The following is a 15,617-nucleotide window of genomic DNA, read 5'->3' as shown; positions in this document are numbered from 1 at the left end:
TGTTCATCATCATTTGATGTTGTATTAATGGCTAAAGGATACTATTCAAAGCTGACTATAATTGTTAATAATTTCACTCCGGTTGATTTTTCCATGTATATAACGGTGATCTGCTTTATCAATGACTGACTTAATCCATGATCTAATTTTTACAACTGCTGAGCGACTGCCTGCTGCTGAGGCCTTGTCATATCAAGGTCAACATATGTGCTATGCAACTTTGGCTGAAGAAGTTGCAGCAAAAGCAAGTGGTTTACATGCATTGGGATTAAATCGTGGTGAGCGTGTCGCTGTTTATCTTGAGAAACGTTTTGAGACGGTGATTGCGCTATTTGCTGCAGCGGCGGCAGGTGGCGTGTTTGTGCCGGTCAATCCGGTATTGAAACCTGAGCAGGTGGCTTATATCCTGACGGATTGCAATGTGAGAATACTGATTACCTCGCGGGAACGCTTGAAGGTATTGCAAGCGGTTTTGCTGTTTTGCCATGATTTGCATACGATTGTCGTGACGGATGCCAAAGACGATTTGCCAACCATTGTCGGATTTCTCATCGTCGACTGGAGAACAATTGATGCTGCGCACAAAATCGCAGCATCAGTCTGCACAATCGATAGCGATATGGCTGCGATTATTTATACTTCAGGCAGCACCGGTAAACCCAAAGGAGTTGTACTTTCGCATCGTAATCTGGTGGCCGGTGCAAAAAGTGTCGCGCAGTATTTGCGGAACCGACCGGATGATCGCATTCTGACTGTACTGCCGCTGAGCTTCGATTATGGATTGAGTCAACTAACAACGGCTTTTTATGTGGGTGCAACGAATATTCTAATGAATTATCTGTTGCCGCGCGACATTATCAATACAATAAAAGAACAACAAATCACTGGCCTTGCAGCAGTGCCGCCGCTATGGATCCAATTGGCACAACTGAATTGGGGGGAGATATCATCATTGCGCTATATCACCAGTTCGGGTGGTGCCATGCCGGGTACGACATTAAATCAGTTACGTATCGCATTGCCGGCTACACAAATTTTCCTGATGTATGGTTTTACCGAAGCTTTTCGTTCCACCTATCTGGCGCCGGAGGAAATCGACCGGCATCCTGATTCTATGGGTAAAGCGATACCGAATGCGGAGATACTGGTATTACGTGAAGATGGCTCGCACTGCGTGCCGGGTGAGCCCGGCGAATTGGTGCACCGGGGTGTTTTAGTGTCGCTGGGTTATTGGAATGATATCGAAAAAACGGCAATGCGTTTTAAACCGATCAAGGCGCAAGCCGGATTGTCTATTGCCGAAATCGCGGCATGGTCGGGTGATACCGTACGCATGGATGATGAGGGATTTTTGTATTTTATTGAACGTCGTGATGAGATGATCAAGACCTCGGGTTATCGGGTCAGCCCGACAGAAATAGAAGAAGTTATTTATGCAACGGAATGTGTCATAGAAGCGGTTGCTCTGGGTGTTCCGCATGCCGTGCTGGGACAAGCGATTGTCGTGATTGTTGTCGCACGCAATGATATTACGGTGGATATCGATACTTTGATGGCGGCATGCAAACATTGCTTGCCTGCTTATATGTTGCCGCATCATATTGATGTGCGTGAAGGTGATTTGCCACGCAACCCGAACGGTAAAATAGACCGCAAGTTATTGTTACAGGAAATGCGACATTTATTTACGGAGCATATCAAAGACAATGCGTGATTCACTCCCAAAACATGCCCCGTTTGTGCAATTTCCGATACGAAATGATTGCCTGTATATAGGCGGTGTTGCGCTGACCCGATTGGCGCAGCGAGTAGGCACTACGCCTTTTTATGCCTATGACCGGCAAAAAATCACCGAGCGGATTGCCTTGTTGCGTCGGCATTTGCCGCCGGAGATTCTGTTGCATTACGCGATGAAAGCTAATCCTATGCCGGCAGTGGTGCAGCACTTGGCGGGACTGGTGGATGGCATGGATGTCGCTTCCGTCGGGGAAATGAAAATTGCATTGGATACAATTCTGCCGCCGGGTAGCATCAGTTTTGCCGGACCAGGAAAAAAAATGCATGAACTGAGCAGCGCTATCGCTGCCGGTGTTGTTTTGAATGTCGAATCCGCGCAGGAATTGGAATTGATCGCGCAAACGGGCGAAAGCTTAGGCATCACTCCAAAAGTGGCGATCCGCGTTAACCCAGACTTTGAACTCAGATCTTCCGGAATGAAAATGGGTGGTGGGTCTAAGCCATTTGGTGTAGATGCCGAGCGCGTACCTGATATGCTCATGCGATTAGGTGCGATGGGATTAGATTTTGTTGGTTTTCATATTTTTAGCGGTTCTCAGAACTTGAATGCAGCAGCGATTGGTGAGGCGCATGCAAAAACTTTTGAGCTTGCTGTCAGAGTTGCTGAGCATGCGCCATCAGCCGTGCGCTTGCTAAATATCGGCGGCGGTTTTGGCGTTCCCTATTTTCCTGGAAACCAAGCACTGGATCTGCCTGCCATTGGTGAGAATTTGCAGCGTCTGATGCCGGAAGTAAAACGGCAATTGCCGGACACCCGGATTGCGATTGAATTGGGACGATATATGGTGGCGGAAGCGGGGATTTATGTCTGCCGTATTCTGGAACGGAAGTTATCGCGCGAGCAGGTTTTTTTGGTGACCGATGGCGGTTTGCATCATCACTTGGCTGCTTCGGGTAACTTTGGTCAAGTGGTTCGAAAAAATTATCCTGTTATCATCGGAAATAAGGTGCAAAGCGCTGAAAAGGAGATTGTCTCAATCGTAGGACCGCTGTGCACGCCATTGGATATCCTGGCAGAGCAGATGCAGATCACTAAAGCCTCGGTGGGTGATCTGGTTGTTGTATTACAGTCAGGCGCTTATGGCTTGACAGCTAGTCCAACTGCATTTCTTAATCACCCAGTGCCAATGGAAGTGTTGGTGTAGTCTGTTGCGCTATGAATGATAGGTTTCTATCAAATATTGTGCGGTACCTCTGATTCAATCACGATCAAGTGTTTCAGGGTATGTGTTGTTTATTGTGTACAGATTTGCATTTTTGTTGTAATTCTTTCTACTAATTAATAATGATCAGTTGAATATTCACCTTAAATGACTAATATAATTAGTCTGCATTAGTTATTGAATGGAAAAGTATTTATTCGACCATGGAATTAACTTTCTGGCAATATGGAATGGCAAGGAAAGAAACTCCAATGAGAAGAAGAAATAGGGCAATGTTTTTATGTTTATTCATACATGTAATAAAAGTGGTCTAGTTTATATTTCTGCTGTGCATAAGTAACTGGCTGCAATTCTTGTTTTTTGATGAGAGAATGCGCTTGGAGTGATTGTTCAAATAGAGATTTTATTGTTGCAGAGCTAAACTGGGTGATTCTATGAATGATTTATATTTAAACTTCCAGAAATATTTTGAAGTTGTGGTAGTTGATACGCCTGAGTTACTTGAGAGTGCCTATAAACTTCGCTATCAAGTATTGTGTATCGAACAACGTCTCCCCGGATTTGATGCATCACTTTATCCGGATGAATTGGAAAAAGACGATTATGACAATCATTCTCTTCATGTTCTTTTGCGGCACCTGCCATCTGGAAATTTTATTGGTACGGTGCGTTTGATAATCCCGAATCCGATACAACCCGAGAAATTATTTCCGATTGAATTGTATGGTCAATTAGATCCAACACTCTGCGATATTAAAACATTACCACGGCATCAAGCTGGTGAAATTTCTCGTTTTGTTATTACGAGTCAGTTTCAGCGGCGAAGAGGAGATCGCAATATAGACGAAATTGATCGTAGAGTAGAAAAAACAGAGAATAAAGAAGGAAATACGGATATCAGAGAAAGGCGATCCGCAGACCGTCGAGACCGTCGGTTAACGCCTCCTCTAGCCTTATTACTTGCAGCAGGTATCGTGCGTTTAAGCGCTGAACAGAAAATCAATATTTGGTTGTCAGTTATGGATCCTGCTTTAAATAGACTACTAGGCTATTATGGTTTGGAATTAAATGCAATTGGCCCCCTTGTCGAATATCACGGCCAGCGTCGACCTTATTTCGCAAAGATAGGCGACGTATTAAACAGAATGTACAAAGAGCATCACGATGCTTGGGAAGTTGTGACAGATTATGGCAAATATAATCAATTCGTTCTCACCAACCCATAAAAAGTATTGAATTAGGAACTTATTTTTTGAATCTACTTCAATTCTTAATACGAATACAATTTTCAAGATATTGTTTGCCTAGGGTTAAGGCATATTTCTATTACGTTTTATTAATATGCGTGTTATGTGTAAAGACCGAAGTCCGGGCGGATAATGATTATGCGATTGTTACTTATCCAGGAGTCGGCGAGAAAGTGCTCTCGGTGAATTCGTTACGTTCTATCTTCAGTATGCATTTAAAAACTTGGCCTGATGGAACTAAAATCAGGGTTTTTGTACTACCCGATGATGATCAACTGCATCAAAGTTTTTCCAAGGAAAAATTAAACGTATTTCCTTATCAATTAAGGTCCATGTGGGACCGGCTGGTATTTTCAGGGACTGGTCAAGCACCCATCAAAGTAAATTCAAGTGAAGAAATGCTTGCCAAGGTTGCTAGTACACCTGGAGCGATAGGTTATTTATGGAGAGCAAATATTAGTGAAAATGTTAACGTGCTCCAAATTAAGTAGCTTACTGAGATGGACGGTTAGGCGATTGGTTTTGCTATCGCTTATCGGAAGCTTCTCTGCTCAGGCGCAACAGCCTAATCAACCGCGGAAGGAACCCGAATCCATTCAGTCGCCCACTAGGCTGCAAACATCAGAGTTGCCGGCGCAAGCGACTGAATCTGCTGAAGCTAAGAAAAAGCCTGGTGCGATAAGTTCGGCGTTAAATTGGTGGCGCACGACAGAGCTTCCCGGAGATCTCCAGATTCATGGTTTTGCTAGCCAAGCATATATCTTAACCTCTGATAATGACGTATTTGGCAACAGTGATGATGGTGGTAGATTTGGCCTCACAGAGGCTGGACTCAATGCTTCAGTACGGCCATTGCCTAGGTTGCAGTTATCAGCACAGGTGCTATCCCGTCGTGCAGGTGAAGGAAATACCGGCACGCCACGTCTTGATTATGGCTTTTTGGATTACCGACTGTTCTCTCAGGAAGTGAATCAGTTTGGTATACGCGTTGGCCGGTTGAAGAATCCATTTGGTTTTTATAATGATACGCGAGATGTGGCGTTTACTCGTCCGGGCATTCTGTTACCACAATCGATTTATTTTGATCGTACGCGTAATTTAGGTCTTTCGAGTGATTCCGTGCAGCTCTACGGTGACACAACATTATTCAATTTGGGTACAGTTTCTACCCAATTTGGGGTAACGCTGCCAGTCGTCAATGACAGGGATACGGAAAGTTCGCTGCTTGCAGGTGTACGGGTAGGACAATTAAATCGCGAAGTTTCGTATATTGGTCGTGCAATTTTTGAAACGAATGATAAACGACTTCGTCTGGGTGTCAGTGGCATATGGTTAAATACATCCTATGATCCTAGCATCAGCCATAATGATAGGTTGGGTCCCGGCGCCTTGCAATTCACTCCGGTTATTTTTTCCGCTCAATATAACGCGGAACGCTGGACGCTGACCTCTGAGTATGCAATTCGTCATTTTAAATATGATAATAATTTTAATTTGGTACTGCCAAATGGTTATCATCTGCTCGATAACCAAAATTTTTATGGCGAGAGCTATTACTTTCAAGGTGAGTATCGTTTTACTCCAAAATGGGAAGCTATTGTGCGTTATGATGCTCTCTTTACCGATAGATCAGATCGGAATGGCAGCAAGTTTGCGCATAACGTTGGCGGGATCGCTCCTGCGCATTCCCGTTTTGCCAAGGATATCATGGTAGGTTTGCGCTGGAACGTTACGCCCGAGTTCATGTTGCGTGCCGAATACCATCACGTCAATGGAACCGGATGGCTTTCGAGATTAGACAATCCAGCAAGTGAAGGCCCGCTAAGCCAGCATTGGGATCTGTACGCAATCCAGGCTTCTTTTCGCTTCTAAGCAAGGTTTTAATGAACAAAAATTCCGAGTTATAAATTGGAAAAAATTCACTTGACTCATGATCGCAAAGAGACAAAATTCCGGAGCTTAAGGTGGAAGATTTCACTGAGCAGCAGCCTGATATTGCTTGCCGTTGTCACGCTGTTTTGCTTTGTGAGCTATTTAAGTTTAATGGCCAATTTTGATAATCAACAGGATACTGATAACAGGCGTTACTCAAGAGAAATCGATAATTTAATTAAAAATACCTCACAAAGTTTATATCGTCTCGCCGAGATAGTGCCATTTCTGGACGGTATGAAGAATGCGTTGCGAACGAGCGATGGTGAGAGTATTAGTAAGATTTTTGATCAACACTGGGCATTATTACAATTTCATAATGGTGTTGAATTCGCACATTTTTATAATTCATCCAATCAGCTGAATGCGGGCTGGGGCAATTTAGAATCGAATATCGATGATGAAAATTTATTGCTGAGTTGGGTCAGTGATGTTAATCGCTCAGAACAACCAATCAATCCCTTACTGTGTAGAGATAGTTGTATACAATTTATCGTTGCACCGTTATTGGTGGAAGGAAAGAAAGTCGGCGTAGTGGTATTGGGTATTTCATTAGCGGATGTACTTTTAGCCTTCAAGCGGATATTTGGTGCTGATATCGGCTTGTTGATCAAGAAACGGGGTAATCTGTTACTTCAAGATGATACCGATGCGTTGCAATGGGATTTTCAAATCTCCGCACTGACTGACCGGGAACGGAATTCTCAAATTCTCAAAACAGTTTCGCAGCTATACCCTGATATCGATGTGCTGAATGAAAGTATCCAGGTTAACTGGCATGACTTATATCAGCAGGTAAAGTTATTTCCTTTAGATTCAATCGAGCCTGATAATGCGAATTTGGTTGTCATCACAGATGTTACGGCTACGGTGAATAATATTCATGCGTCGATTTGGAAAATTGCGTTAATTGGTTTGCTTGGCCTGATTATCTCTGAAATTTTATTATTCCTGATTTTTACCCGCTTGCTGTCGCGCTTAAAAAATGTTGCATTTGCACTTCCGTTGCTTGCGAATGGGCAGTTTGAAAATTTCCGCTTATCGCTGGCTTCAACTGATCGGGCGCAACGGTTTAGTGATGAAATTGATACGCTATCCGAGGCTGCGGTTACGCTGTCTGTGCAGTTGGAAAAATTAGAGCTAAAGGTTTCCACCCGCACTAAAATGCTTATCGAGCAGCGGGATGAGCTGAGCAAGGAAAGGGATTTTGTGAAAAATCTGCTGGATACGGCGCAGGCAATCGTTTTGACACAAAATTCAGAAGGTAAGATCATTTCACTCAATGCGTATGGAGAAATGCTAACGCGTTACACAGAAAGGGAGTTATTGGGTAAACCCTTTCTAAATGTATTGATTCCTGAATTCGAATCGCAAGATTCGCTGGCGCGTTTTAAAGAAGTTCATGCAGGACAGAAAATGCAGCTTCGTCATGAAGCGATTACACACTGTAAAGATGGCGCAACGCGTCATGTTGCCTGGCTGCATTCGCACCTGAGTCGGAATTCTGAAGAAGATCCATCCATTTTATCAGTCGGTTTAGATGTTACTGAATACAAACGAGTTGAAGGTCACTTAGCCTGGTTGGCGGATCATGATCCGCTGACTAACATGTTTAATCGGCGGCGTTTCAGCGAAGAGCTGGAGCAGGTGCTAAGCCGGGCGGAGCGGTATCGACATCCGGGTGCTTTGTTATTCTTTGATTTGGATCGCTTCAAATATGTGAATGACACCAGCGGACATCAAGCCGGCGATACACTGCTTAAAATCGTTGCGGGCATGCTGGCGCAAACCATTCGCACCGATGATATTACCGGCCGTTTAGGGGGTGACGAATTTGCCATCATCTTGCCGGAAATCAATGCCGATGGCGCGATCGAAGTCGCCAAAAAAGTGCTGAATCAATTGGATCAGGCGCAATTAACCATTAATAATCGCACCCATAAAATCTCCGCCAGCATTGGTATTGCCTTGTTTCCCGAGCATGGTGCTAATATCCATGATTTGCTGGCTGCTGCTGATCTTGCCATGTATCAGGCAAAAGCAATGGGGCGCAATGCTTGGTATTTATTCTCGGATAATGATCGTAGCCGTGAACGTATTCACACATTGGTTTACTGGAAAGAAAAGATCGAATACTCGCATTTGCATGATAATTTCATGCTGTACTTGCAACCCATCATGACAGTCAAATCGAAGCAAGTTTCACACTACGAAGTACTGCTGCGAATGCAGGACACCGATGGCACAATTCGTTCACCTGCCGATTTTATCCCCGCTGCGGAGCATACCGGGTTAATTCACGCTATTGATCATATGGTGTTGCGCAAATCGATTGCACAGGCCGCCAAGATTTATCAAGCAGGACACTTGGCTAATTTCTCCATCAATTTATCCGCACATGCTTTCAATGATCCTGAATTATTGCCGATCCTCAAACAACAACTGGCGCAGCACCGAATCAATCCGGAAAATTTAATGTTTGAGATAACCGAAACCGCAGCACTAGAAGATTTGCCTGGTGCGCGCGGGCTGATGAGAGAGATTAAGGAATTGGGTTGCGGTTTTGTGCTGGATGATTTCGGTGTCGGTTTCTCGTCGTTTTATTACTTAAGAGAATTACCGGTTGATGTTGTAAAAATCGACGGCTCATTCATACGCAATTTATCTGAAAGCAGTGATGATCTGATTCTAGTCAATGCGCTATGCAGCGTCGCCAGAGGTTTTGGTAAGAGAATCACGGCAGAATTTGTTGAAAATGCTGAAATATTCTCATTGATTGAAAAACTGGATATTGATTACGCACAGGGGTATTACATCGGAAAGCCATCGCCGGCACGTGAATTTCTAGCAGCACAAAATAGCGCTGACGATTGATCTGGAAATGATGGATGGACTACACAACAAAACGCAATACATTGTTATTCTGTGCGCAATGCATCAACCGAGTTTAAGTTTGCAGCGCGCATAGCCGGTATCACACCGGCTGCAAGACCAATCAGAATCGATACACATAAAGCACCCAGTACATAATCCCATGGAATATTGACAGGCAAGCCGCTAATCAGCAGTTTGAGCAGACCTGCAATACTTGCACCGACAATTAATCCTATCAGGCCACCAACCGTGGAGAGCGCAGTGGATTCCAATAAAAATATGATGCGAATACGCGCGCGCGTCGCACCTAATGCGGTAAGCAGGCCGATTTCTGATACCCGCTCCGAAACCGCGATATGCATTAGCGTCACCATGCCAACTGCACCGACCAGCAAGGAAATACCTCCTAATGCGGCGACCGCAAACTTTAATACATTCAATACCGTGGATAAGGTACTGAGCATTTGTTTTTGCGGTGTGATGGTAAAATCCACGCGCCCATGCCGTGCCACGAGGATGCGCTGAATATCGTCGACTACCGCTTGTATCGGTGCATCGGAGAAATAGGAAAAATTGATTTCCATCACGCCTTGCCGGTTGAATACCTCCAATGCACGAGTTGTAGGCATAAAAACCGTGTCGTCCAGATCAAAACCGAGTACTTGACCCTTGGATGCCATCACACCGATGACCCGGAAGCGCGATCCGCCTATTTGCAGCAACGCCCCCAGCGGATTGATAGCACCAAATAATTCGGTGCGCACTTTTGCACCCAGCACCACATACGCACGCGGATTACGCGGATCATCATGTGGCAGAAATTGCCCGATCTCGACTTGCATGTTGAATGCTTTGGCGAAATCCGGTCCTTGTCCGTAAGCAGTTACGCGCCGACTGCGGCCTTGCGCGCGGATTTCTGCATTGCCGACTACATTGGCATTGGTGTATTGCGCATAGCGACTTTGTTTGAGTGCCATGGCATCTTCTATCGTCAGCAATCGCGCACTACCGATGGCACCCAATGAACCGCCATGGGTATGGATTTTTCCAGGGTTGATATTGACGATATTGGTGCCGAATTGCGTGAATTCCGATAACACAAAACGCTGCACACCGTCACCAATCGCGGTCAGGAGAATAACCGCCGCAATTCCCACAGCAATTCCCGATGCCGATAATAGGGTGCGCAAACGATGCGCTGTCAGCGAACGAAAAGCAAATCGGAAGGTATCGGTCAGGTTCATTTCTTGCTTAGCGCTTGCACGGCATCCAATCGCGCCGCCTGACTTGCAGGGAGTATGCTTGCCAGAATGCCGGTCACGAGTGCGACACTGATGCCTGCGATCGCAGCCCAGGCGGGCGCCCAGGCGGGAAGTTGCGGGTATGTCAGACGCAGCAACAAACTACCGAATTCTCCTAATAAAAATCCTAGTATGGCACCGACCAATGTCAACCATACGGCTTCAGCAAAAAATAAGCGGTGGATGTCAGTGGACGTGGCGCCGATGGCTTTCAGCAAGCCGATCTCCTCGGTACGTTGGTTTACTGCAACCAGCATCACATTCATGATCAAAATCCCGGCGACAAGCAGGCTGATTGCTGCAATTCCGGCAACAGCCAACGTCAGTGCATGCAGAATCCGGTCAAAAGTGTTGAGAATGGCATCCTGCGTAATGACGGTAGCGTCATCTTCGCCGTCATGACTTTGCCGCAAGCTGGCTAAAATGGCTTGCTTGGCGGATTCAATTTCACTGTGGCTTTTGGCTTCTACCAGGATACGGAATAACGACGTGGTATTGAACATCGCCTGTGCGTAATCAATGGGAATGATGACGATTTCATCGGTATTGTAGCCCATCGATTCGCCTTGGGATGCTAAAACGCCGGATACCAGAAAGCGACTATCACCCAATCGAACCCGTTGACCAACGGCTTGACTGCGAGGGAAGAATTCATTGGCTATCTTTACACCCAAAACGATTTGGGCGCTACGTTCGGTGCCGTGTGCCAGAAAGCTTCCTTGCGCCAGCTTCATATGTCGAATGGGTATCAAATGAGCGGTACTACCCAGCACGGTGACTTCGCGCAGGCGATTGGCGGCAGATAATTCCGCAGCGCCGACATTGAGTGGCGCATAGCGACGGACTTGCGGTAACCGACCCAGCAATTGTGCATCTTTTAACGTCAAATCGCGCGGTGTCTGGCCTAATACCGCGCCCAAAAATGCGCCGGAAGTTTCCGCGCGTCCTGGCAAAACGACGAGTAAATTAGTGCCGATGGAAGAAAATTGGTTGACGACATAATTTCTAGCGCCGTCACCCAAAGCCGTCAGCACGACCACCGCAGCCACACCCAGCGCCATTGCCAGTATGATCAGCAGTGAGCGGACGCGATAGCTCATCACGGATTTCAACGAAGTGTGCAGTGTGTCAGTGAGCGTCATCAGTTTGATCCGTTAAAATCTTGCCGTCGCGCATGGCGATCTGTCGGTGTGCGCGTGCGCCCAATTCGCGGTCATGCGTGACGATGATCAGCGTGGTACCGCCATGGTGCAGGTTTTCCAGCAGTAGCATCACTTCAGCGCCGATCTGATGATCCAAATTGCCGGTCGGTTCATCCGCCAGGATAACGCTGGGCCGCATGATGGTTGCGCGCGCAATTGCCACGCGCTGGCGTTGTCCGCCGGAAAGTTCAGAAGGGCGGTGATGTGCGCGCGGTGTCAGTTCAAATGCTTGCAAGGCATCATTGACACGCAGTTGCCGCTGCGCGGGCGGCATACCGCTTAAAATTAACGGTAGTTCGATATTTTCTGCAGCGGTCAGGCGTGGAACGAGATGAAACGATTGAAAAACAAAGCCGATTTTTTCTCGGCGGATCTGTGCTTGTTCTGTTTCCGACAAATCGGTAATCAGCTTGTTATCCAATTCATAATTGCCGCTGTCAGGTTTGTCCAGTAAGCCGATAATATTCAGTAGTGTGGATTTTCCTGAACCGGAAGGTCCCATGATCGAAACATATTCACCCGAAGCGATATGCAGGTTAATATTGTTCAACGCATAAACCGTCTGGTCACCCATGTAAAATGTGCGGGTAATGGCTGTCAGACGAATCATTGGGTTTTTGACTGTACGGCAGCACCAGCCTTGATGTTGTCGTGATCGAATGAAATCAATACATGATCGCCTGCTTTCAAGCCGCTGCGAATTTCAGTAAAACTCCAGTTGCTGAGGCCGACTTCCAGTTGCCGTTCCGCTAACCGGCTGTTGTCGTCTACCATCCATACCATGTTGTTTTGCCGTATCGCTTGCGTGGGAATACGTAATACGTCGATTTTGCGATCCAGCACAACTTCAACATCCGCGCTGTAGCCCACCAACAAAGCATCCACGGGTACTTGCTGGAAATCCACTTCGATATCCACAGTGCGTGCCTGTTTTTCGATTTCGGTCACGTATGGTGCAATGCGCCGGATTTTTCCGGAGAAAACTTTTCCTGGTATGGCATCCAGCGTGATACGAGCTTCTTGTCCAACCTTGATTTTAGGCGCATCGACTTCATCCATCGGTGCTGTGGCATACAAGCAACGATCATCAATCAGATCTATCGTGGGTGGCGTAGGGATGCCGGGAGGCGAGGGCGTAGTGAATTCGCCCAACTCACCGGTGATTTTGCCAATGACACCTGAAAAAGGTGCAGTGATCACGGTGCGATCAATTCCGGCTTGAGACACGCGAATTTGTGCTTCAGCGCGCTTGATATCGGAGATGGCCGCTTCACAACTGGCTTGTCGGGAACGTGCGTTGGCGTTGATATCATCTGCGCGCTGTGAACTAACAAAGCCTTGCGTCACCAGTTGTTGTGTGCGAACGGATTCGCGCCGGGCATTCTCAGCCAGAATGCAGGTTTCACGGCGTCGTTCCTGTGCCATGGTCAGTTGTCGTTGCGCCAATTCACGTTGTGCTTGTAAATCTTGATTCCAAAGTTCCAACAAAACCTGATCTTTTTGCACATGATCGCCTTCTTTTATCCATATTTTGGCGATTTTTCCGCCGGAAATGGGAGCGAGGTTGGATCTTTGGCAGGATTTAATCGTACCGGCGCGCGTGTTGACAATCGTTGCTTCCACATTGCCTGCAGCGATCGTGGCTAAATCCACTTGCAATGGCTTGGGGCGAGTGTAATACCAACCGGCAAGCGCAATTGCGCTCATCGTAGCAATCAAGCCGATTAGTCGTAGCGGTTTTTTGATGGATATCATCTGAAACTAAGCGCTCGTATGTAATAAAATGACATTGTGTTTCATTTCAAATATGCGTATTTTACACATTCAATGAGCACTGCTTGTTGGCAACGCACAAAACAAAAAATACCTTTAACAAACTATCCCTATGATTGATATTTGGCGCAAGAAATTCATCTTATCCGACTCCGATCAACCCGCGACTATCGATGATATTCGCCCAACCGATGCGAATCATGACGCACTGGATCCGAAAACTTTTGAGGCGATAGAAGCGGCGACGCTACTTAGCGCGATCGATAGTACCCAAACAGAAACAGGATATCTGACGCTGTATCGATCCATCTCCCGTCCTGTTCAGGATGCGCAAACGTTACAGCAGAAACAGATTGCTTTGCGCGAAATTGAATCGAATCCGGAATTATATAGCGTGCTGGGTCATTTTGTGAGTAAAGCGGTTTCGGGAGAAAGGTCATTGAAGTATCTTTTGTATGGCGAATTTTCAGGCGGCCTGGCTACCGATGAACCGAGTACTCGTTCAGATAAGCTTGAATTTGGCGGTTATGGCTACCGGCAATACAAGGATGGTACTCAGTTTGCCGTGGATTTGGTTGCTGGCGTCGAAAAAATACCACGCCCACAATCCGCTTATTTGCGTACGCTGCTGGATGCCATCCGTGACTTCGGACAGTCGCGTATTTATGCATTAATGCAAGGCCCGGTTTATTCTTCCGGCAGCAAGTTTAAAACGAAAAAAGAGAAATCAGCATTGGATCTCTATGCGCGTTTCCGACCTGCGTTGCTTAAAATCATACCGACGCTGATTTTCTTTTCCGCATCGTATGGCATCCTGCTCTTCTTTGATACGTTGATGCCGCAATTCGGTGCATCACATATCGGTTATGGCATTCTGGCGCTCACCGCGCCGGTTTTGCCGATTATCCTACTGGCAATGGGTGTTTCAGACCGCGATTCGATCATTTATCCGTTACGAAAGCAATTCCGCGAAAGCCCGGAATTGGCGAGGGCAGTGGAGGCATTAGGTATGCTTGACGAATTGCTGTCTTTTTATCGCTATGGGAAAGCATGTATTGGTGACAAGACATTACCGGAGATTCTTGATGAAAAACAACATCGGCTGACCGTCAGCCAAGCCAGGAATCCACTATTGATCAAGGTGATCCCGGATTATGTGCCAAATGATATCCACTTGGATCCAGCCGGCCGCGTACTGATCATTACCGGTCCGAACAGCGGTGGTAAAACGGCTTACTGCAAAACTATCGTACAGATCCAATTATTGGGACAAATTGGTTGCTATATTCCCGCTGCCCACGGGCAATTGGTGCCGGCAGAGCATATCTATTATCAGGTTCCCGATCCAGGCCAACTCAGCGCCGCGATGGGGCGCTTCGGCCACGAACTCAAACGCACGCGCGAAATATTTTTTAATTCCACGCAACGCAGCTTGGTGGTGTTGGATGAATTATCTGAAGGTACAACATTTGAAGAAAAAATGACTATTTCGGAATATATCCTGAAAGGCTTTCATAAACTGGGTGCAAGCACACTGCTGGTAACGCATAACCACGAATTATGCGAACGACTGCAAAGTGATGGCATTGGTCGGTATCTGCAAGTGGAATTCATGCCGCAAGGCCCAACGCATCGTTTGATTGAAGGGATATCCAAAGTCAGTCATGCGGATCGTGTTGCCAGTGCAATTGGATTTAGTCAAAAGGATATTGAAGAACACCTGGGGAGGCAAAATGAACAGTGACCAGATCAGTTGTACTGTACTAGCTCAAACCGTTAATCCTTGAATACCCTCCTGAGCTTCATATAAAACAAGACAGATCTTGTACTAAAATTCAGGATGATTCATTTGTTCGCTACAATTCTCTACGCAGATAGTTGACCGAGAAGCTTCAAAACGTTAACATGCACCTCTCATCAATTCCCTGATAGCTCAGTCGGTAGAGCGACGGACTGTTAATCCGCAGGTCCCAGGTTCGAGCCCTGGTCGGGGAGCCAAAATAAACAATGAGTTACATAAAAGAAAGAAACTGATAACAAGTATTAGTAGCCGTATAGTAGACTAATCAGATAAAAGCTCGTTCAGTGTAATCTCCCTCTACTCCCAAAGTTTGCTATCAATTTGCACTCAAAAAATTTTGCCTCTCTTTTGTGTAAGGTTTAACAAAAAATATCCAAACCATCCAAATAAACACACGTCATTTCATCGAATATCATCTTTCAACATACGTCATGTCAATCGGCGTGCAAAACTTACCGGGATTTTGGGTAAATCGGCGTTGAAAAGTTTCCACCCAGGATTGTTAAATATCCGACATTTAGTCGGAG

At 46.1% G+C, this 15,617-nt stretch carries 11 protein-coding genes and 1 tRNA gene; 8 read left to right on the top strand and 4 right to left on the bottom strand.

The window, feature by feature from the left end; translation table 11 throughout:
* Window positions 1-121 precede the first annotated feature (121 nt).
* From C8R34_RS00060 to C8R34_RS00035, 6 genes are all read left to right on the top strand, one after another.
* Window positions 122-1,714, top strand: a complete 1,593-nt coding sequence (locus C8R34_RS00060) for an acyl-CoA ligase (AMP-forming), exosortase A system-associated (RefSeq protein WP_110336625.1) — start codon at window positions 122-124, stop codon at window positions 1,712-1,714.
* Window positions 1,707-2,942: a pyridoxal-dependent decarboxylase, exosortase A system-associated gene (locus C8R34_RS00055; RefSeq protein WP_110336623.1), complete on the top strand. Its 1,236-nt coding sequence runs from the start codon at window positions 1,707-1,709 to the stop codon at window positions 2,940-2,942. Before C8R34_RS00060 ends, C8R34_RS00055 begins: the two co-directional genes overlap by 8 nt.
* Window positions 2,943-3,394: 452 nt before the next feature.
* Window positions 3,395-4,186, top strand: a complete 792-nt coding sequence (locus C8R34_RS00050) for a PEP-CTERM/exosortase system-associated acyltransferase (RefSeq protein WP_110336621.1) — start codon at window positions 3,395-3,397, stop codon at window positions 4,184-4,186.
* Between the two features lie 203 nt (window positions 4,187-4,389).
* Window positions 4,390-4,698: a hypothetical protein gene (locus C8R34_RS16735; protein ID WP_258364285.1), complete on the top strand. Its 309-nt coding sequence runs from the start codon at window positions 4,390-4,392 to the stop codon at window positions 4,696-4,698.
* Between the two features lie 31 nt (window positions 4,699-4,729).
* Window positions 4,730-6,079 (top strand): OprO/OprP family phosphate-selective porin, encoded by a 1,350-nt coding sequence (locus C8R34_RS00040; RefSeq protein WP_258364284.1) that lies wholly within the window; start codon window positions 4,730-4,732, stop codon window positions 6,077-6,079.
* A 123-nt stretch (window positions 6,080-6,202) separates the two neighbouring features.
* Window positions 6,203-9,013, top strand: coding sequence for an EAL domain-containing protein (locus tag C8R34_RS00035; protein ID WP_258364283.1), 2,811 nt, complete (start codon window positions 6,203-6,205; stop codon window positions 9,011-9,013).
* A gap of 44 nt (window positions 9,014-9,057) precedes the next feature.
* Here the strand turns inward: C8R34_RS00035 and C8R34_RS00030 are convergent, their stop codons facing one another.
* Genes C8R34_RS00030 through C8R34_RS00015 form a run of 4 tightly spaced genes read right to left on the bottom strand, consistent with a single transcriptional unit; the run spans window position 9,058 to window position 13,271 of the window.
* Window positions 9,058-10,257: an ABC transporter permease gene (locus C8R34_RS00030; RefSeq protein ID WP_110336613.1), complete on the bottom strand. Its 1,200-nt coding sequence runs from the start codon at window positions 10,255-10,257 to the stop codon at window positions 9,058-9,060.
* A complete protein-coding gene (locus C8R34_RS00025) occupies window positions 10,254-11,456 on the bottom strand; it encodes an ABC transporter permease (RefSeq protein WP_110336611.1) in 1,203 nt (400 codons plus the stop codon). Before C8R34_RS00025 ends, C8R34_RS00030 begins: the two co-directional genes overlap by 4 nt.
* Window positions 11,443-12,126 carry an ABC transporter ATP-binding protein gene (locus C8R34_RS00020; protein ID WP_110336609.1) on the bottom strand — a complete coding sequence of 228 codons (684 nt, stop codon included), beginning with the start codon at window positions 12,124-12,126 and terminating at the stop codon, window positions 11,443-11,445. The genes C8R34_RS00025 and C8R34_RS00020 overlap by 14 nt, the downstream gene beginning before the upstream one ends.
* Entirely contained in the window at window positions 12,123-13,271 is a 1,149-nt protein-coding gene (locus C8R34_RS00015; protein ID WP_110336607.1) for an efflux RND transporter periplasmic adaptor subunit, read from the bottom strand. Before C8R34_RS00015 ends, C8R34_RS00020 begins: the two co-directional genes overlap by 4 nt.
* Before the next feature lie 130 nt (window positions 13,272-13,401).
* On the opposite strand from C8R34_RS00015, the gene C8R34_RS00010 reads away from it, so the two are divergent.
* A complete protein-coding gene (locus C8R34_RS00010; protein WP_110336605.1) occupies window positions 13,402-15,033 on the top strand; it encodes a DNA mismatch repair protein MutS in 1,632 nt (543 codons plus the stop codon).
* 178 nt (window positions 15,034-15,211) lie between these two features.
* Window positions 15,212-15,287: transfer RNA gene (locus C8R34_RS00005), tRNA-Asn, on the top strand.
* The last annotated feature ends 330 nt before the right edge of the window (window positions 15,288-15,617 follow it).

Origin of the sequence: Nitrosomonas sp. Nm84 (genome assembly GCF_003201565.1) — a bacterium.
Classification (GTDB): domain Bacteria; phylum Pseudomonadota; class Gammaproteobacteria; order Burkholderiales; family Nitrosomonadaceae; genus Nitrosomonas.
This window is presented reverse-complemented; position numbering and strand designations above follow the sequence as displayed.

Coding starts and splice junctions, on each gene's coding strand:
- C8R34_RS00050 (WP_110336621.1), top strand. CDS start 3,395: ATGAATGATTTATATTTAAACTTCCAGAAATATTTTGAAGTTGTGGTA.
- C8R34_RS00030 (WP_110336613.1), bottom strand. CDS start 10,257: ATGAACCTGACCGATACCTTCCGATTTGCTTTTCGTTCGCTGACAGCG.
- C8R34_RS00055 (WP_110336623.1), top strand. CDS start 1,707: ATGCGTGATTCACTCCCAAAACATGCCCCGTTTGTGCAATTTCCGATA.
- C8R34_RS00020 (WP_110336609.1), bottom strand. CDS start 12,126: ATGATTCGTCTGACAGCCATTACCCGCACATTTTACATGGGTGACCAG.
- C8R34_RS00010 (WP_110336605.1), top strand. CDS start 13,402: ATGATTGATATTTGGCGCAAGAAATTCATCTTATCCGACTCCGATCAA.
- C8R34_RS00060 (WP_110336625.1), top strand. CDS start 122: ATGACTGACTTAATCCATGATCTAATTTTTACAACTGCTGAGCGACTG.
- C8R34_RS00025 (WP_110336611.1), bottom strand. CDS start 11,456: ATGACGCTCACTGACACACTGCACACTTCGTTGAAATCCGTGATGAGC.
- C8R34_RS00015 (WP_110336607.1), bottom strand. CDS start 13,271: ATGATATCCATCAAAAAACCGCTACGACTAATCGGCTTGATTGCTACG.